The sequence below is a fragment of the Actinomadura roseirufa genome (assembly GCF_900659635.1).
GTDB classification, from domain to species: Bacteria; Actinomycetota; Actinomycetes; order Streptosporangiales; family Streptosporangiaceae; genus Spirillospora; species Spirillospora roseirufa.
The window spans coordinates 14,845-33,390 of the sequence record NZ_CAACVB010000070.1 but is presented as its reverse complement, the minus strand read 5'-3'; the positions used below and the strand labels follow the sequence as shown (position 1 = coordinate 33,390).

Annotated in this window: 16 protein-coding genes; 5 read left to right on the top strand and 11 right to left on the bottom strand. The window is 74.0% G+C overall.

The annotated features are described in order from the left end of the window. From E1291_RS17265 to lipP1, 8 genes are all read right to left on the bottom strand, one after another. Positions 1-1,659, bottom strand: a 1,659-nt coding sequence (locus E1291_RS17265) for a sensor histidine kinase (protein ID WP_131738836.1), incomplete at its 3' end; no start/stop codon positions are given. Between the two features lie 372 nt (positions 1,660-2,031). Then, positions 2,032-2,991 (bottom strand): aldo/keto reductase, encoded by a 960-nt coding sequence (locus E1291_RS17260; protein WP_131738835.1) that lies wholly within the window; start codon positions 2,989-2,991, stop codon positions 2,032-2,034. A gap of 7 nt (positions 2,992-2,998) precedes the next feature. Continuing rightward, a complete protein-coding gene (locus E1291_RS17255; protein WP_131738834.1) occupies positions 2,999-4,105 on the bottom strand; it encodes a zinc-binding dehydrogenase in 1,107 nt (368 codons plus the stop codon). 19 nt (positions 4,106-4,124) lie between these two features. Further along, complete coding sequence (locus E1291_RS17250; RefSeq protein ID WP_131738833.1) at positions 4,125-4,997, bottom strand: branched-chain amino acid ABC transporter permease; 873 nt, start codon at positions 4,995-4,997, stop codon at positions 4,125-4,127. A gap of 61 nt (positions 4,998-5,058) precedes the next feature. Then, positions 5,059-6,216 carry an ABC transporter substrate-binding protein gene (locus E1291_RS17245; protein WP_207400775.1) on the bottom strand — a complete coding sequence of 386 codons (1,158 nt, stop codon included), beginning with the start codon at positions 6,214-6,216 and terminating at the stop codon, positions 5,059-5,061. A 45-nt stretch (positions 6,217-6,261) separates the two neighbouring features. Further along, a complete protein-coding gene (locus E1291_RS17240; protein ID WP_131738832.1) occupies positions 6,262-8,004 on the bottom strand; it encodes a branched-chain amino acid ABC transporter ATP-binding protein/permease in 1,743 nt (580 codons plus the stop codon). Then, the gene (locus tag E1291_RS17235; RefSeq protein ID WP_131738831.1) at positions 8,004-8,753 is read right to left on the bottom strand and encodes an ABC transporter ATP-binding protein; all 750 of its coding nucleotides are present in this window, start codon (positions 8,751-8,753) and stop codon (positions 8,004-8,006) included. The genes E1291_RS17240 and E1291_RS17235 overlap by 1 nt, the downstream gene beginning before the upstream one ends. Then, positions 8,753-9,697, bottom strand: coding sequence for a LipP1 family hormone-sensitive lipase (lipP1, locus tag E1291_RS17230; RefSeq protein WP_131738830.1), 945 nt, complete (start codon positions 9,695-9,697; stop codon positions 8,753-8,755). The genes E1291_RS17235 and lipP1 overlap by 1 nt, the downstream gene beginning before the upstream one ends. A gap of 118 nt (positions 9,698-9,815) precedes the next feature. Between lipP1 and E1291_RS17225 the strand changes: the two genes are divergently transcribed. Next, positions 9,816-11,237: an amidohydrolase gene (locus E1291_RS17225; protein ID WP_131738829.1), complete on the top strand. Its 1,422-nt coding sequence runs from the start codon at positions 9,816-9,818 to the stop codon at positions 11,235-11,237. A 58-nt stretch (positions 11,238-11,295) separates the two neighbouring features. On the opposite strand, the gene E1291_RS17220 is transcribed toward E1291_RS17225, so the two are convergent. Continuing rightward, positions 11,296-12,288 carry an aldo/keto reductase gene (locus tag E1291_RS17220; protein ID WP_131738828.1) on the bottom strand — a complete coding sequence of 331 codons (993 nt, stop codon included), beginning with the start codon at positions 12,286-12,288 and terminating at the stop codon, positions 11,296-11,298. 106 nt (positions 12,289-12,394) lie between these two features. Between E1291_RS17220 and E1291_RS17215 the strand changes: the two genes are divergently transcribed. Both E1291_RS17215 and E1291_RS17210 read left to right on the top strand, forming a co-directional pair. After that, entirely contained in the window at positions 12,395-13,387 is a 993-nt protein-coding gene (locus E1291_RS17215; protein WP_131738827.1) for a methyltransferase, read from the top strand. Then, positions 13,384-14,121 carry an SDR family NAD(P)-dependent oxidoreductase gene (locus E1291_RS17210; RefSeq protein ID WP_131738826.1) on the top strand — a complete coding sequence of 246 codons (738 nt, stop codon included), beginning with the start codon at positions 13,384-13,386 and terminating at the stop codon, positions 14,119-14,121. The genes E1291_RS17215 and E1291_RS17210 overlap by 4 nt, the downstream gene beginning before the upstream one ends. Before the next feature lie 333 nt (positions 14,122-14,454). Here the strand turns inward: E1291_RS17210 and E1291_RS17205 are convergent, their stop codons facing one another. Both E1291_RS17205 and E1291_RS17200 read right to left on the bottom strand, forming a co-directional pair. Continuing rightward, positions 14,455-15,150 (bottom strand): GntR family transcriptional regulator, encoded by a 696-nt coding sequence (locus E1291_RS17205; RefSeq protein ID WP_131738825.1) that lies wholly within the window; start codon positions 15,148-15,150, stop codon positions 14,455-14,457. Between the two features lie 52 nt (positions 15,151-15,202). Beyond that, on the bottom strand, positions 15,203-15,961 hold the full coding sequence (locus E1291_RS17200; RefSeq protein WP_165495156.1) for an alpha/beta fold hydrolase: 759 nt from the start codon (positions 15,959-15,961) through the stop codon (positions 15,203-15,205). A gap of 133 nt (positions 15,962-16,094) precedes the next feature. Between E1291_RS17200 and E1291_RS17195 the strand changes: the two genes are divergently transcribed. Both E1291_RS17195 and dapA read left to right on the top strand, forming a co-directional pair. Beyond that, positions 16,095-17,582, top strand: a complete 1,488-nt coding sequence (locus E1291_RS17195) for a fumarylacetoacetate hydrolase family protein (RefSeq protein WP_278045268.1) — start codon at positions 16,095-16,097, stop codon at positions 17,580-17,582. A 25-nt stretch (positions 17,583-17,607) separates the two neighbouring features. After that, on the top strand, positions 17,608-18,528 hold the full coding sequence (dapA, locus tag E1291_RS17190; RefSeq protein ID WP_131738823.1) for a 4-hydroxy-tetrahydrodipicolinate synthase: 921 nt from the start codon (positions 17,608-17,610) through the stop codon (positions 18,526-18,528). The last annotated feature ends 18 nt before the right edge of the window (positions 18,529-18,546 follow it).

Below are 18,546 nucleotides of genomic sequence, written 5' to 3'. Positions count from 1 at the left end.
GACCTCGGCGACCAGCCCGGCGTCGTCCGGGCGGACCCGCACCGTGACGCGCGTCGCCCCGGCGCGGTCGACGGCGTACGCCAGCGCCTCGCAGAGCGCCCCGTAGAGCGCCGACTCGACGTCGGCCGGGTAGCGCCGGTCCGGGACGTCCAGCCGGACCCGGGTCCCGAGCCGCTCGGCGGCGACCTCCAGCGCCGGGCCGAGGCCGTCCTGGGCGAGCAGCGCGGGCCGGACCTCGCGGGCGAGGGCGCGCAGCTCGGCCAGCGCCGCCATCAGCTCGCGCCGGCACGTGCGGGAGTGCTCGCGCACCGCCGCGTCGGCGGTGACGGCCTCCAGCGTGCCGAGCATCGCGCCGAGCGCGAGCAGCCGCTGCTGGGCGCCGTCGTGCAGGTCGCGGGCGAGCCGCTCGCGCTCCATCGTCCCGGCGCGCACGAGGTGCCCGTAGGCCGCGCGGACCTGTTCGAGGCCCGCGTGCACGCTCGCCTGGAGGCGCGCGGTCTCCAGCGCCCGGCCGCCCGCGGTGAGCGCGGCCTCCACCAGCGCCTCGTGGTCGCGCAGCGCGGCGCCGAGCTCCACGACCGCGAGCGGCTCCCCGGTGGGCGTCAGCACCGTCCGGCGCCAGCGTCCGGAACCGGTCTCCCCCGCGCCGGCCACCCCGGGCTCGGCGCCGGCCGGGCGCCCCGCGGCATCGACGTACACCCCCTCGTCGGGTACCCAGAACCACAGTTCCAGGGTCGGGTCGCGCAGGACGTCCCGCAGGGCGTCGCGAACGCGCTCCACGGTGGCGGGCGCGGTGGGCCGCAGCATCCGGCCCGCGACGGTCAGCTCACCGATCCGGGCGCGCAGCCCGGACGCGAGCAGGGTGAGCGGGACGAGCACGGCCACCGCGCCCTGCAGCGCGTAGACGCGGAGCAGGTCGCTCAGCGGGATGGACGCCTGCATGACCGGCTTCTGGGTGAACGCCGCGGACCCGCCGACGAACAGCAGGGCCGCGGTGACCGGCAGGGTGAGGACGCGGTTCGGCCGGTCCAGCCGCGGCAGCCTGAGCAGCAGCACGGCCGCGAACGCGACGGCGAGGAGCACGTACAGCGCGGCGGAGACGTCCAGGACGACCCGGAAGGCGCCGAGGTCGGGCCACGGCGCGGGCCACCACACCGTCCGGCCCCGGAACGCGGCCCATTCCGGTTCGGAGGTCACCCACAGCGCCGTCGGGCAGCCGATGAGGACCGCGCAGGCGGCGACGACCCAGACGCGGTCGGCCGGGTACTCCAGCCGGCCGCTCGGGTAGAGCAGGACACCGACGCCGAGAGCGAGGTAGAAGCCGGCCTGGGCGTAGGGCGACAGCAGCGGGCCGGGACCCATGTCCCAGCTCGCCAGCCAGTTCAGGGCCCAGGCGGCGGACGCGGCGGCGAACAGCCGCCCGGTGCGCCGGGTCCGCCCGCCGGTGCCGAGCAGCACGCCCGCGACCATGATCCCGGCGCAGGCGGCCAGGGTCGCCGCGGCGGCCACCGGGTGGCCGCGCCAGTAGGGCCAGCCCGAGCCCAGCGCCACCGCCGCGACGGCGGCGCCCGCGGCGAGGGCGCGCCTGGCCTCCGTGCCGAACCACGCCGGCGCCAGGCGCCGCCGCGGAGCGGAGATCACCACGACCACCCTCTCCATGCTCGGACCCGCCGGCGCGCCGCGCCACCGCGAACCCCCGGGGGTCCGCCCCGTGCTTTCCCGGACGGGGCGCCCGGGAGCCGGAGGGCGCACCGCAGAGTCTTCCCGATCGGCGGCGCGCCCGCCCGGAGCGTTACGGGGCGTTACCCGATCGATGCCCGGCGGCATCACGGCACGGCGGTGCGCCGCGGGCGCCCGGAGAACGGCGGACCATGGTGGGTACGCGGGAGAGGGGCTCGGCGTCGAGAACGCGCCGGGGGGCCGGGCGGAGCCCGGGAGCGGGACCGGGCCCCCGCTCACGGACTCCCGGCAAGGAGGGAATCCGGAGACCAGGAGTGCCGCCGCGCGAGGCGGGGGCCCGGAGCGTGGAGGCTAGGGTCCCTCGGGGTCGACGATGCCGCGGTCCACCCAGAACGGGTCCAGCAGCTCGCGCAGCCGGTCGGCGCCCACGCGCTCCAGCACGTCGAGCGCGGCGATGTTGTCCTCGAGCTGGGACAGCCGGCTCGCGCCGAACAGCACGGTGCTCGTGGACGGGTGGGTCAGGGTGAACGCGACGCAGAGCTGCGCGGGAGTGGCGCCGAGGTCGTCGGCGACCTTCGCGATGCCCTTGGCGGCGTCGTGGATCCGCGCCCGGACCTCCCCCGGGTCGCGGCCGATCTGCCGCGACGGCGAGGTGTTGCCGGCGAGGATGCCGCCCTCCAGGACGTCCGACGCCTGCATCGTGACGCCGTCGGCGAAGATCGCCGCGAACGGCTCGCCGTCGGGGATGGAGCGGCGGCACGGGCTGTACTTGAGCTGGGCGAGCCGCGGGCCCGGCGATCCCGCCGCCAGGGCGTGCTCGCGGATCGTCCGCACGGTGGTGGCCGACCAGTTGTTGACGCCCCAGCAGCCCAGCAGCCCCTCGCGCTCCAGCTCGGCGAGCTCCTCGGCGAGCGCCTTCAGGTCCATGCCCTCGCGCCGGATGTCGCCGAGGACGGCGACGTCGGCGTGGTCGGCGCCGACCCGGAACAGGGCGTTGGCGAGCTGGTCGCGCAGGGACTGGCCGGGCCACCCCTCCAGCCACAGCTTGCTGGACAGCAGGTAGTCCTCCCGCGCGATCCCGGCGGCGCGGACGATCGCGGAGAACAGCACGTCGGTGAAGACGGGGGGATGGCCGGGCATCCCGTACACGGCGACGTCGAACAGGTTGATCCCCGCGTCGACGGCGTGCCGGACCATCGCGACGGCGTCGGCGAAGTCCATGCGGTCGTAGGTGTGCCAGGAGCCGAGGGAGAGCACGGAGGCCTCGGGCCCGGCGGCGCCCAGCCGGCGCCGCTCGATCTTGGTGGACACGGTGTTCCTAACGGTGGGGGTGAATGACGGCCTTGACCTGCTCGAGCCGCGACATGGCGGCCAGCGCTCCGGACGCTCCGTCGAGCCCGTCGGGGGCACTGAACAGCTCGTCCCAGTCGAAACGACCGCTGAAGGTGCGCAGGAACTCGATCGAGCGGTGGTAGTCGCTCACGTCGCCGTTCAGCGAGCCGCGCACGTCCAGCTCCTTGCCCATGATCGTGCCGAGCGGCAGCGGCTCGGGCCGCGGGCCGGTGGTGCCGACCACGACGAACCGGCCGCCGAACGCCGCCATGTCCACCGCCTCGGCGCCCACGCCGGGCGCGCCGGCGACGTCGATCACGAGCTCGGCGCCGCGGCCGCCGGTGGCGTCCCGCACGGCGGCGAGGCGCTCGGCGGCGTCGCCGTCCAGCCCGATCGTCAGGTCGGCGCCGAAGCGGCCGGCGAGCTCCAGGCGCGCGTCCGGCGCGCCGATGGTGATCACCTTGCCCGCTCCGGACACGCCGGCGACCGCCGTCGCGACGATCCCGAGCGCGCCCGCGCCCTGGACCACCACGGTGGAGCCGGGGCGGACGCCGCCCGCGCGGTCGAAGGCGTGCAGCACGGTCTTGACGGCGCAGCCCGCCGCGGCGGCCCAGGTGTCCTTGACGTCGTCGGGCAGCACGACCTTCAGCGCGCCCGGCGTCACGTAGTTGTGCCCGGCGAGGCCGCCGGTGGCGTAGGGCCAGCGGTCCGCCCGCTGGAGGAACCCGTAGCCCCGCTCGGCGCAGGCGACGGGGTTGCGCAGCACGGTGCAGCCGTAGCAGCGCCCGCAGACGGACTCGGACCAGCCGATGCGGTCGCCCACCTTGATCTCGCGGCCGAGCGCGTCCCGGGTGCCGGCGCCGACGGCGCAGACCGTGCCCATCATCTCGTGGCCGAGCACGATCGGCAGCATCTCCGGGAACGACATGGCACCGGACCAGAGGTGCACGTCGGTGGCGCACAGGGTCGCGCAGTCGATCCGGACGACGGCCGCGCCGGGCTCGCACTCGGCGGGCAGCGGCAGTTCCTCGATGCTCAGCTCGGCGCCGTGCTCGCGCAGCACCGCCGCCCGGGTCGATGTCAGGTCGGGCATGGGGCGTCTCCTCGATTCGTCATCTGCTGTGGGCGGTGTCCCAGACCTCGCGGCGGCTGCGCCACCACAGGAGCACGAGGATCACCAGGAAGGGCACGACGCCCTGGTACTTCTGGATGGCGTCCAGGGAGGACGACACGCCCTCGAGGCAGCCCAGGATCAGGCCGCCGGCGAGGGTCAGGGGCAGGCTGCGGAACGCGCCGACCATCGCGACGGCCAGCGCGGTGCTGATCAGGCCCGCGAGGGTGGAGAAGTCGCCGCCGAGCCGCGGCGCGACCAGCACGATCACCAGCATGGTGATGGCGCCGACGCCCGACCAGACGCCGACGGCCAGCAGCGGGGCGGGGATGCCGACGACCTCGGCGGTGCTCGGCCGCTCCGACAGCGCCTGCAGCTTGAGCCCGAGCCGGGTGCGGGTGAGCAGCAGCCCGACCGCGAGCGTGATCAGCAGCGCGAACGCCAGCGAGACGAGCACCGACTGCGGGACCACCACGCCGCCGACCGTGAAGACGGGGTCGCCGAACGGGTTCGGGAAGCGGTGCGCGCCGGTGCTCGTGCCGCCGAACAGCCGCAGCCCGATCGCGGTGAGCGCGACGTACAGGGCGACCGTCACCGCGGCCTTGGTGCGCTCCCGGTGCCCGGAGAACCAGCGCACCAGCGCCGCGCCGAGCAGCCCCGACAGCAGCGCCGCCGACAGGGCGCCGACGACCAGGGCGAGCCAGACGTTCAGCCCCTTGTCGGTCAGCGAGACCATCACGAAGGCGCCCATCGCGCCGACGGCCGTCATCGCGAAGTTGACCACGGCGACCAGCCGGTAGGTCAGGACGACGCACAGGCCGAGCAGGGCGTAGCCGCCGCCGCTGGTCAGCCCGGCGACAACAGAGTTCACCATCGGGTACCTCCGGGTGGAGCCGGGCGCGCGCGGGTGACGCGCGCGCCCGGACGAGTGGGCCTCAGCTCTTGCCGGGGACGGTGAAGCCGCCGGGCAGGACCTTCCAGCCGCCCTTGTCGGCCTTGACGAAGCGGCTGCCCTGGATCGGGTTGTGCTTGTCGCCGGGGCCGAAGACGTAGGGGGTGCCGACCATGGGGTAGTTGATCGGCCTCATCTCCTTGAACGCCTTGGTGACCGACTCGCGGGTGATGTCGCCCTTGATGGTCTTCAGGACGTCCACGAACACGTCGGCGGCCATCACGGCGCCCTGGCTGAACGCGGTCTTCTGGATGCCGTTCTTCTCCACCAGCTTCGCCCAGCGGTCGTTGCCCGGCAGGGTCGGGTCGGTGTAGGGCTGCCACTCGGTGCCCGCGTAGGCGCTCATGTCCGGCGGGATGACCTTGGCGTTGGCGTCGGTGTAGCTGTTGGCCGCGAGGATGAAGTCGACCTTCTGCATGCCCTGGGTCTTGGCCTGCGCGAACCACGGGCCGACGACAGCGTTGTAGATGACGGCCTGGCAGCCGGCGTTCTTGTCCGCGACCAGGTAGCGGGTCGGGTCACCCTGGCCGACGGCGAGGTTCTTGTGGGTGAGGTGCTTGCCGGTGAGGGTCTCCCACTGCTTGATGGCGTCCTCGATGCCGCCGCCGCTGCCGGGCAGGACGGTGTAGTCCATGCAGACCTTGTCGTGCTTGAGGGTCTCGGAGGCGTAGTAGAGCATCGCCGTGGTCAGCGCGTACGGGCCCGGGTTCACCGGGGCGATGTTCGGGCTGGTGAAGCACGCGGGGTCGACGCCGACCGCGGGCACCGAGACGATCTTGCTCTTGCTGTAGGTGGCGCGGTTCAGGCCGCAGTCGACGGCGCTGGAGGAGCCGGCCAGCGCGACGACGCCGCTGGACTGGATCAGCTCGCGGGCCGCCTGCCCGGACCGGGACGGGTCCATGGCGTCGTCCTTGCTGATCAGCTCGAGCTTGCGGCCGTTGATGCCGCCGGCGGCGTTGACCTCGTCGAAGACCGCCTTGACGGCCTTCGGGACCTCGGGGGTCTGGAAGAGGCCGGTGATGCCGTTGATGGAGCCGACCTTGATCGGCCCCTTGCCGGAGTCGCCCGAGGACTGACAGCCGGCGGCGGTGAGGGACACGGCGAGCGCGGTCGCGGCCGCCGTCATGAGAGTGCGTTTCATCGAAGAGGCCCTTGCTTCGCGGGAGGGGTGGGTTGTTTTTTCGGATCAGGAGGCGGGGACGTCCGCGGCCCCGAGGTAGGCGGCCCGGACGGCGGGGTCGGCCAGGACCTGCCCCGTCGGCCCGGAGGCGATGACGTGCCCGAAGTCGAGGACGGTGACCTCGGCGCACGTGGCCTGGACGAGCTCCATGTCGTGCTCGACCAGCAGGATGGACGTGCCGAAGGTCTCGGGCACCCGCGCCAGCCTGTTGCCGAGCCGCAGCGACTCGGCGGCGGACTGGCCCGCGGCGGGCTCGTCCAGCAGCGCCACCGCGGGACGGGCCGCGATGGCCGCCGCCACGTCCAGCAGCCGCCGGGTGCCGGCGTCCACGATCGACACCGGGACCTGGCCGGGCGGGCAGCCGAAGAACTCCAGCAGCTCGTCGGCCTCGGCCCGCGACAGCCGCCGGCCGGCTCCGATCGCCAGGTATTCGTATTGGGTGAGCTCGGGCGCGATCGCCGTGGTCTGGAACGTACGGCGCAGCCCCCGCGTGGCGCGGACGCTCGGCCCGAGGCCGTCCAGCCGCCGCCCGCCGAGCTCGACCGTGCCCTGGTATCCCGAGACGAAGCCGGTGACCGCCGAGATGAAGGTGGACTTGCCGGCGCCGTTCGGGCCGATGAGCCCGACGACCGAGCCCTCCGGGACGGTCAGGTCGACCGCGTCGAGCGCGACGACCTCCCCGAACCGGACGGTCAGCCCGGACACGGCCAGGCGGGGCTCGGCGTCCGCCGGCCGCGGCGCGGGCTCGACCACCGACAGGCTCGCCCTGTCCTGCCCGTCCTCGCCGGCCGCCGCCTTTTCCAGCAGCTTACGCGCATCTTTCTCACGTTTGCGCATCCGGGTCAGGTCGGTCTGGCTCAGCCCGCTGCGCAGCGCCAGCAGGGCGCCGGCGCCGAACAGCACGCCGCCGAAGTCCTGCGGCAGCGACACCTTCTCCATGATCGTCGGCATCACCGCGCCGAAGATCCCGCCGAGCACGGCGCCCTCGGGGTGGTGCGGGCCGATCATGATGGCGACGGCGAACAGGGCCAGGGACTGGCCCATCGCGAAGTTGCTGGGCACCACCAGGCTGAGCTGGCCGGCCAGCAGGCCGCCGCCGATGCCGGCGATGAACGCGCTGATCGCGAACGCGGCGAGCTTGCTGCGCGCGACGGAGATGCCGTGCGCGGCGGCGGACCGCTCGGAGTGCCGCAGCTCGTACCAGGAGAGCCCGAGCCGGGTACGGCCGATCACGCTCAGCACGACCGCGATCACGGTGAACACGATCATCGCGAAGACGAAGTAGCCGCCGTCGGTGGTGAAGGGCGCCGGGCGGTCCAGCATCGTCAGCTCTTTGGCGCCCGGGAACGGGTTGGCGTTCCAGACGATGTCGGCCGAGACGGCGAACCCGAAGGTGACCACCGCGAGGTTCACCCCGCGGATGCGCAGCGCGGGCAGCCCGATGGCGACGCCGACCGGCACCGCCGCCAGGCCGCCCAGGACCAGCCAGACGAAGAACCCGCCCGGCGCGCCGGCGACGTTCAGCCGCAGCACGACCCAGGCGCCGATGGCCGCGAACGACATCTGGCACAGCGACATGACGCCGACCCGCCCGACGATCACGCCGTAGCTCTGCATGATCACGGCGCTGATCACGGCGCTGATCGCCAGGTAGATCCAGTACGGCGGCAGCACCGCCGGCAGCAGGACGCAGGCCAGCACGGCCGCGCCGAGGCCGGCGCCGAGGCCGCGCTTGTCCACCAGGTTCATCACTGCTCGCTCTCTGCCGCGCCGGCGTCCCGGTCGGCGGCGGTCAGGGGCGGCCCGCCGAAGTAGAGCCGGTGCAGGCGCTCCTCGTCGCCGCGCAGGTCGGCGCAGGGACCTGAATACACCACGCCGCCCTTGCGCAGGACGTAGGCGCGCGTGCCGACGTCGAGCGCGAGGTTCGCGAACTGCTCGATGAGCACCACCGCGATCCCCATGCCGGCCAGCTCACCGACCGTCGTCATGAGCCGCCGGACGACCAGGGGGGCCAGTCCCAGCGACATCTCGTCGATGAGGACCACCTTCGGCGCCGAGACCAGCGCCCGGCCGAGCACGACCATCTGCTGCTCGCCGCCGGACAGGTAACCCGCCTGCAGGGTACGGCGCTTGTCCAGCTCGGGGAACAGCTTGTAGACGGTGCCGAGGTCGCCCTCGCCCTGCTGGGCCACCAGCAGGTTCTGCTCGACGGTCAGCGTCCGGAAGGTCGTGCGGGCCTGTTCCACGTAGCCGAGGCCCGCCCTGGCCCGCTTGTAGGGGGCGAGCTTCTCGATCGAGCGGTCGCCCAGCCGGATCGTGCCGGACTTGACGGGCGCCAGGCCGGCGATGCCGTCCATGAGCGTCGTCTTGCCCGCGCCGTTGGCGCCGAGGATCACGGTGACGGCGCCGGGGGCGGCGTCGAGGCTGACGTCGTGGACGACCGGGATGTCGGCCCGATTGACGCCGACGCCCTCCAGGGCCAGTGCGGGGGTCGCCATCAGGCCTCGCCGAAGGCTTCGCGCAGGGCGTCGGCCGTGCGGGCGTGGGCCTGCCTCGACACCGTCAGCTCGGTGGGCAGCAGGGCGAAGAAGCCGTGGATCATCCCGTCGTAGACGGCGAGGTCGGTCTTGACGCCGGCCTCGCCGAGCCGGCGCGCGTACTCCTCGCCCTCGTCGCGGAGGACGTCGTACTCCGCCTCGATGATGAGCGCGCGGGCCAGGCCGGCGAGGTTCTCGGCGCGCAGCGGCAGGAGGTAGGGGTCGTCCAGGTCCCGGGCGTCGGAGGGGTAGGTGGTGAAGAACCACTCCATGCCGGACTTGGAGAGGAAGTAGCCCTCCGAGTACTCCTCATAGGAGCGGCGCCCGTCGTCGGGGTGGCCGAGGATGGGCGCGACCAGCACCTGAAGGCGCAGCTCCGGGCCACCGAGGTCGCGGGCCTTGAGGGCGACGACGGCGGCGAGGTTGCCGCCCGCGCTCTCGCCGCCGACGGCGATCCGCGCGGGGTCCACGGCGAGCCGGTCGCCGTGCTCGGCCAGCCAGGCGACGACGGCGTAGGCGTCGTCGGCGGCGGCGGGGAACGGGTTCTCGGGGGCGAGCCGGTAGTCGACGGAGACGACCACCGCGCCCGAGGCGGTGGTCAGGGCCCGGCACGCGTACTCGTTCTCGTCGAGGGTGCCGATCGTCCAGCCGCCGCCGTGGTACCACACGAAGACCGGAAAGGGCCCCTGCCCCTCAGGGGTGTAGACGCGGACGGGGATGTCACCGGCGGGGCCGGGGACGGTGGTGTCGGTGACATCGCCGACGGGCGGGAGGTCGTCCGGCATGGTCCACATGAGGCGGAACTGCTCGCGCATCGTCGCCGCGTCGGGCATCTGCCCCGCCTGGTTCGGGTCCTCGGCGGGTGTGCGGTCAATGATCCGCCGCGCCTCGGGATCCAGGGGCATCGTTTACCTCCGAAGGCCCGGTGTGCCCGCACCCTGCGGTTCGGGCACTCCAAAATCGTATCTGATTCCGTGTACGTTAATTGCATCCCATCAGCGGTGTCCAGAGTTGGAGCGCGATATGACCGAGGAATGTACGACCGCCGACCTCGTCCTCACCGGCGGACGGGTCCACACCGTCGACGGCCTGGACCGCGTCACCGAGGCGGTCGCGGTGCGCGGCGGGCGGATCGCGCGGGTCGGCACCGCGGCCGAGGTCGCGCCCCTGGTCGGACGCGACACCCGGGTCATCGGCCTCGCGGGCCGCTCGGTGCTGCCGGGCATCAACGACTCGCACCTGCACGGGGTGTGGCTCGGTGCGATGTGGCCGTCTCTTCTCATGGACCAGCTTGCCGGTGGCGGGCCCGATGCGGGGCGGGACACGCCGGACCGGGCGGACGCCGGGCACGACCACACCGCCAGGCCCCGGCTGGAGACGGCCGCCGACCGGCGGCGGGCGATCCTGCGCACCGCGGACCTGCTCGCCTCCTTCGGGATCACCAGTTACACCGAGCCGGGCCTCGGGCCGGGCGAGGACGACGGCGCCAGCGGCTGCTTCGGCTCGGCCGCCCTGCGCGACTACGCCGACCTCGCCGCCGAGGGGGCGCTCAAGGCCCGGGTCACCGCGCTGCTGCTGTTCGGGGAGCTGGACGGCCGCAGCTCGGCCGCCGAGCTCGAGAAGGGCCTGCGCGACTTCACCCCGCCCGCCGACGTGCCCGGCAGGTTCCGGGTCGCGGGCGTGAAGATCTTCGCCGACGGCATCCCGCCGATGGGCACCGCCTGGACCGACCGCCCCTACGCCGACGGCTCGCACGGCTCGCTGCTGGTCGACGGGGAGAGCGAGGGCGCCCGGGAGGCGGCGCTGCGCGCGATGATCGACGCGGCGCACGCGGCCGGGCACCAGATCGGCGTGCACGCGACCGGCGACCGCGCGACCCGGGTCGTGGCCGACGCGTTCGCCGCGGCGCTGGGGCGCGACGGCCGGGACGCGCGCCACTATGTCATCCACGGCGACCTGCTCGCGCCGCGGACGCTGACCGTCCTCGCGGCCGCCGGGATCGGGCTGAACACCCAGGCCGGCATCCCGATCGCGACGGAGCCGATGCTCACCGCGGCGCTCGGCAAGGACGCCCTGGCCGACGCCTGGCCGACCCGCGACGCGCTCGACGCCGGCGTCCGGCTGTGCCTCAGCTCGGACGCGCCGGTGCTGACCCCCGACTGGCGCGCCGGGCTGGCCGCGGCGGTGACCCGGCGCGGCGTGGACGGCTCGTTCCGCGGCCCGGCGCAGCGGCTCGCCGTCGCCGAGGCGCTGCGCGCCTACACGATCACGCCCGCCTGGCAGGACGGCGCCGAGCACGAGAAGGGCTCGATCGAGCCGGGCAAGGCCGCCGACCTGTGCGTCCTGGACGGCGACCTGCTCGACGTCGAGCCGCGGGCGCTGCCGGAGGTGCCGGTGGCGATGACCTTCCTGGACGGCCGGGTCGTGTACGAGGCCGGAGCCTGAGACCGGGGCCGAGACCGGGGCGGGACGCGGGGCCGGGACCGGCCCCGCGTCGCCCGGCTCAGCGCGCGGCGGGCGCGTCGGTGCCCCAGGACGCGGCGGGGTCGACCACCCCGCGGTCGAGCCACAGCCCGGCGAGGGCCTCGCGCAGTTCGGCGCCGTGCCGGGCCGCGAGGCCGAGGGCGGCCAGATTGTCCTCCAGCTGCTCGGCCCTGCTCACCCCGACCAGGACGTTCGCCACGGCGGGATGGGTCAGGGTGTAGGCGATCGCGAGCTGGGCGGGCGTGGCGCCGAAGTCCGCGGCGATGCGCTCGACCTCGGGGAAGGCGGCGCGGATCCGGTCCCGGATGCCGCCCGGGTCGGCGCCGATCTTGCGCTCGGGGTTCAGCCGGCCGGCGAGGATGCCGCCCTCCAGGACGTCCGAGGCCTGCAGGCCGAGCCCCTCGCCCGCGAACAGCCCGCCCCACGGCTCGCCCTCGGGCACCGACCGGCGGGCCAGGCTGTACTTGAGCTGGGCGAACGACGGCGGCACCAGGCCCTCGGCCGCGGCGAACCGGCACGCGAACAGCACGTCTCCGGCCGACCAGTTGTTGACGCCCCAGGCGGCGAACCGGCCGGCCCGTACCAGCTCGGCCACGTCGGCGATCACGGCGCGCAGGTCGGGGCGCTCCATGAAGTCGCCGACCACCACCAGGTCGGCGTGGTCGGTGCCGATCCGGCCGAGGGACACCTTCATCTGTTCGGCGAAGGACGAGGCGGGGTACTCCCAGAGCCAGAGCTTGCCGCACAGCAGGTAGTCCTCGCGCGCGACACCGGCCTCGCGGACCGCCTCGCCGAACAGGACGTCGGTGACGGCGTTCTCGGCGTGCGGCCCGAAGTTGTAGTGCGCGACGTCGAACAGGTTCACACCGCGGTCGACCGCCGAGCGCACCAGGGCGGCGGCATCCTCGCGGTCCATCCGGTCCCAGGTGTTCCAGGAGCCGAGCGCCAGGAGCGGGACCTCCGGGCCGTCCACGCCGAGGCGCCGCCTGGGCGTCCGTTCTGCGAACTCCATCGCTGACCTCCGATGAGGTGATCGGCCCAGGGCCGGTTCCCCTGGCCGTTGCGAGCACGATCGTATAGCATCTGGCATATTCTTTTCCGCGAAGGAGATCTCGTTCATGACGCATTCCTCCCCGGGCATCGACCCGTCCGGCATCCTCGGCGTCGCCACCGGCTACATGGCCGCCAAGCAGCTGTTCGCGGCGAGCGAGGCGGGCCTGTTCGCCGCGCTCGCGGAGGGCCCGGCCACGGTGTCCGAGCTCGCCGCCCGGACCGGGCTGCCCGAGCGCACCGCCCGGATCCTCGGCGACACGATGGCGGGGCTCGGCCTCCTCACGCGCACGGACGGCCGGTACGCCAACACCGAGGCCACCACCGCCTACCTGGCGGGCGGCACGGACGAGGTCGACCTGCGGCCCTTCCTGGCCTTCCTCGACGCGATCAGCTACGGGCACTGGCTCGGGTTCGGCGAGACGACCCGGACCGCCGAGCCCGCGGAGCTGGACCTGGCCGGCGACCGGATGCGGACCTTCCTCGGCGGCGTCATGACCTACAACGCCCTGCACGCCCGGATGCTCGCCCAGGAGTTCGACTTCACCCGCTACTCGCGGATCCTCGACTTCGGCGGCCTGTCCGGCTCGTTCCTCGCCGAGGCGCTGCGCAGCGCGGAGAAGGCCGAGGGCACCTTCCTGTCGGGCGGCGAGCTGGTCGAGTTCGCGCGCGGCGTCATGGACGAGGCGGGCGTGGGCGACCGCGTGGACGTCGTCCAGGCCGACCCGGTCACCGGCGAGGTCCCCGAGGGCTACGACCTGGTCCTCCTCGAGCACGTGGTGCACCGCTTCAACGCCGAGGACAACCAGCGGATCGCCGAGCGGGCCCGCCGCGCCGCCACGCCCGGGGCGACCCTCGTGCTGCTCGACTTCTTCCTCGACGACGACCCCGAGCAGCGCGTCCTGGACGCCGTGCACGCGGGCGAGTACCTCGTCATCGACGGCACGACCGTCTACCCCGAGGCCGAGGTGCGCGGCTGGCTGACCGCCGCCGGCTGGGAGCCGGTGGAGACCCGCGCGCTGCCCGGCAGCCCGCGGATCATCATCGCGGAGGCCCGGTGACCGCCGGGCGGGTCGTCCTGGTCACCGGCGCCGCCAGCGGCATCGGCCGCGGCATCGCCGCGGCGTTCGCCGCGGCGGGCGACCGCGTGGTGATCGCCGACCGCGACATCGACGCGGCCGGCGCGGTGGCCGGGGAGCTCGGCGCCACCGCCGTCCTCATGGACGTCACCGACGCCGGCTCCGTCCGGGCGGCCGTCGCGCGGGTCGAGCAGGAGACCGGCGCCATCGACGTGCTGGTCAACAACGCCGGCGTCGTGGCGGGCGGCGGACCGCTGATCGCGCTGCCGCTGGAGATCCTCGACACCGTGGTCGCGGTGAACCTGCGCGGGACCTTCACGGTCACCCAGGTCGTGGCGAACCGGATGATCGACGGCGCGCGCGGCGGCTGCATCGTCAACATCTCCTCGATCGGCGCCCGCCAGCCCACCGCCGGCCTCGGCCACTACGAGGCCACCAAGGCCGCGGTGGACACCATCACCCGGACCGCGGCCCTGGAGCTGGCCGGACACGGAATCCGGGTCAACGGCGTCGCCCCCGGTCCCGTGCACACCCCGCTCACCGCCGGGCTCATGGAGAACCCCGAGGCCCGGGCGGCGTGGGAGTCCCGGATCCCCCTGGGGAAGATCGCCACGACCGACGACGTCGCGCCGCTGGTGGTCTTCCTCGCCTCCGACCAGGCCGGGCACATCACCGGCGCGGTCGTCCAGGTGGACGGCGGACAGCTGCTCACCTGACCGGGACGTGTTCTCATTTCAATCCCGGCCCACGGTGCGAGCCTGGCGGCTCGCACCGTGACCGGGCTTGTGCGAGCGCGAATCGCTTCGCGATCTTCCCGGCGGGGCTCGCCTTCGGTATTGCCCCGCCGGTCAGGTCACGCGCTCGCGCGCATGCCGAGGTCCTTCTTCGGCATGTTCCCCCATTCCCTTGAGGCTCTCCTGAGCCTTTCTGCTTTCCCACGGGCCTGGCCGTGACCGCCATTTGTGCGGGCGCTCAGGGGGTTCCCAGGGGGTTCCCAGAGGTTTCCGGGGCCGTTGGCGGCGCGGTCGGCGGGCCGCCAACGGCCGGCGTCAGGTGGCCTGGGGAGCCGGGTGGACGCCCGGCTGGGCGCTGTGCAGCGCGTCGGCGGTCGCGTTCTTGTGCGCGCACGCGATGCGCTCGATCTCGTGCGGGGCCGCGTCGGCCGCGATGAGGTCGAGGATGCGGCCGTGCTCCTCCACCGAGCGGCGCGCCCGGCCGGGGACGTAGGTGAAGGTCGAGCGGCGCATGTGGTCGAGGCGCGTCCACTCGGCCTCCAGCAGCGCCCGGAGGTGGTCGTCCGGGCAGTGCTCGTAGATCGAGAAGTGGAACTCCCGGTTGAGCGCGGTGAAGGCGGTGGGATCGAACTCGTCCAGCGCCTCGACCATCCGGTCGTTGATCTTGCGGGAGCGGGAGATCTGCGCCGTGGCCATGTACGGGGCCGAGATCGCGGTCGCGTACCCCTCGAGCCGGGCGAGGATCTGCAGGGTGTGCTCCACCTGCTCGGCCTCGAAGACCGCGACCCGCGCCCCCACGTTGCGCACCACCTCGACGAGCCCGTCCGACTGCAGCCGCCGCAGCGCCTCGCGCAGCGGGATCGTGCTGACGCCGGTCTCCTGGGCGAGCTGGTTGATGACCAGCCGGTAGCCCGGCACGTAGGTGCCGTCGAGGATGCGCGAGCGCAGCAGTTCGTAGCAGAACTCGGCCTTCGACTCCTTGCCCTGACCCTGCTTCTTCGCGGCACTCACCCGGTTCTCCTCATCTTCGGCCCGCGCCCCCCGGTCCCGTTCGCCGGCCCGGTCACCGCGCCAGCACGTCCAGGACGGTGTCGCGGAAGCGCGGCCCGGCGAGCACCTCGTGGTGCGAGCCGGGGACGGTGACCAGTCGCGCCCCGCCGATGCTCTCGGCGAGGTCCCCGATTCCTCGTGTCAGATCATCATTGTCGCCGACGACGAAGACGGGAGGAACCTTCCCCGGCCAGGCACCGCCCGCGAAGGGCGTGGAACGCAGCCCCTCGACGCACAGCGCGAGCCCCGGGGCGCGGTCCCCCTGCGCGGAGACCATGCCGGCGATGGCCGCGGTGAACGGGTCGGCGGGCTCGGTCCCCTCCCGGACGGCGCCGTGCAGCGCGTCGACGTCGACGGCGGTGAACGGCTCGGCCGGGCTGAGCCCGCCCAGCACGCTGCGCTCGACCCGGCCGGGCGCCGCCGCGGGCACCGCCCAGGCGACGCGGGCGCCGAGCGAGTACCCGGCGATGTCGAACGTCTCCGCGCCGGCCGCGTCCATCACCGCGAGGAGGTCGGCGGCCAGCGCCGGGGCGGTGGCCTCGGCGGCGGTGGCCGGCGCCGGGCTCGACCCGTGCCCGCGCAGGTCGGGCACCACGACCGTGCGCCCGGACTCCGCCAGGGCGGCGGCGATGCCGGTGGCGATCCAGTCGGTGGCGCCGTCGGAGCCGAACCCGTGCACGAGCAGCACGGGAGGCGCGCCCGCGGCGGCCTCCGCGGCGGCGGCCGTCGCGGGCTTGAGCGTACGGACCGTGAGGGCGTCTGTGTCGCGCATCCTTCAGGCACCTCCTAGATGATTTCGCATACGATTTGCGATCATACTGTACGGGCCGACCGGCCTTCCGGCCCGCCCTTTGGAACGGTCGAAGTCACATCCGGCACCCCCTCGTCATCGTGCATGACTTCATATACGATTTACTCCTCTCGTCTCCCGACCCGTTCCCACCGTCACAGGAGAGGTTTTCGTGCCGCACCCCTTGGGCAACCGGCCCTCGAAGGTCATCGCCGTCCACCTCAACTTCCCCTCCCGGGCGAAGGAGCGCGGGCGGATCCCGGCCGAGCCCTCGTACTTCCTCAAGCCGCCCTCGTCCCTCGCCGGGACCGGCGACCCGCTGACCCGGCCGGCGGGCTGCGAGCTCATGACCTTCGAGGGTGAGATCGCCCTGGTCGTGGGAGAGCGTGCGCACCGCGTCACCCCGGACGAGGCGTGGCGGCACGTGGCCTGGGTGACGGCGGCCAACGACGCCGGGGTCCACGACCTGCGCTACGCCGACCGCGGCTCCAACCTGCGCTCCAAGGGCTCGGACGGGTTCACCCCCATCGGCCCCCGGCTGCTCGACGCGCGGGAGGTCGACCCCACCGCGCTGCGGGTGCGCACCTGGGTGAACGGCCAGGTCGTGCAGGACGACACCACCGACACCCTGCTCTTCCCCTTCGCGACTCTGATCGCGGACCTCTCCCGGCTGGCCACCCTCGAGCCCGGCGACGTGATCCTCACCGGAACGCCCGCCGGCGCCTCGGTGGCGGCGCCCGGCGACGTCGTCGAGGTCGAGGTGACCGACGGCTCGCGGTCGACCGGCCGGCTGTCCAACACGGTCGCCGAGTCCGGCGAGCCGCTCGCGGACTGGGGCGCCATGCCCCGCGTCGACGACGCGGTCCGCGCCGACGCGTGGGGACCGTCCCACCGTCCGGAGCCCGCCCTGGACGCGGCGACCGCCGAGGCCCTGCGCGGGCTGTCCACCGCCACGCTCAGCTCCCAGATGCGCAAGCGCGGCCTCCAGCACATGAGCATCGACGGCGTGCACCCCGCCGCCCCCGGCGCGACGATGGTCGGCACCGCGCACACCCTGCGCTACCTGCCGCTGCGCGAGGACCTGTTCAAGGTCCGCGGCGGCGGCATGAACGCCCAGAAGCGGGCGGTGGAAGAGCTGCGCCCGGGGCAGATCCTGGTCATGGACGCACGCCGCGACGGCTCCTCCGGGACGATCGGCGACATCCTCGCGCTGCGCGCCCAGAAGCGCGGCGCCGCCGGGGTCGTCACCGACGGCGGGCTGCGCGACAGCACGGCGGTCGCCGCGCTCGGCCTGCCCGTCTTCCACGCCGGCGCCCACCCCGCCGTCCTCGGCCGCCGCCACGTGCCCTGGGACACCGGGGTCCCGATCGCCTGCGGCGGCGCGCTCGTCCAGCCCGGCGACGTGCTGGTCGGCGACGCCGACGGCGTCGTCGTCCTCCCCCCGGACCTGGTCGCCGACCTCGTCGCCGACTCGATCGAGCAGGAGGCGCAGGAGCGCTTCATCGCCGAGCGCGTCGCCGAAGGCGAGCCGATCGACGGCCTCTACCCGCTCGGCCCGCGCTGGCGCCCCGTCTACGAGGACTGGCGCCGCGAGGGCCGCTGACCTTCCCATCCACCGAGGAGCAGTCGTGAAGTTCCGCACCGACCCGTCCGCCATCCGCGGGTCCATCGCGCCCGTCGTCACCCCGTTCACCGCCGACGGCGCCGTCGACCACGGCGCCCTGCGCGGGCTGATCCGCTGGCAGCTGGAGTCCGGCTCGCACGGGATCTCGCTCGGCGGCTCCACCGGCGAGCCGAGCAGCCAGACCGTCGCCGAGCGGATCGCCGCGATCGAGACGGCCGCCGCCGAGGTCGGCGACCGGGTGCCGTTCCTGCCGGGCACCGGCTCCGCCAAGCTCGAGGAGACCCTGGAGGTCACCGCCGCGGCCCGGGACGCCGGCGCCGACGCCGCCCTCGTCATCACCCCGTACTACGCGCGGCCCACCCAGGAGGCCCTGTACACCTGGTACGCCACCGTCGCGCGCGAGTTCCCCGACCTGCCGCTGGTCGTGTACAACGTCCCGTCCCGGACGGCCGTGGACATCGCGCCCGAGACCGTCCGCCGGCTCTTCACCGATTTCGACAACATCGTCGGGATCAAGGAGACGACCAAGGACTTCGAGCACTTCTCCCGCGTGCTGCACGCCTGCGGGCCCGAGCTGCTCGTGTGGTCGGGGATCGAGCTGCTGTGCCTGCCGCTGCTCGCGCTCGGCGGGGCCGGCTTCGTCAGCGCCGTCGCCAACCTCGCCCCCGCGGCGGTCGCCCGCATGTACGAGCTGTGGACGGCCGGTGACCAGGCCGCCGCCCGCGACCTGCACTACCGGCTGCACCCGCTGGTGGACCTGCTGTTCGTCGAGACCAACCCCGCCCCCGCCAAGTGGGTGCTGGAGCAGCGGGGCCGGATCCCCTCGGGGCACGTGCGGCCGCCGCTGGCGACGCCGTCCCCCGAAGCCCAGGCGCGCATCCGCGCGCTGCTCGACCAGGGCGGCGACCTCGCCGCCGGGATCTGACCCGCGGGCCCGCCGTCC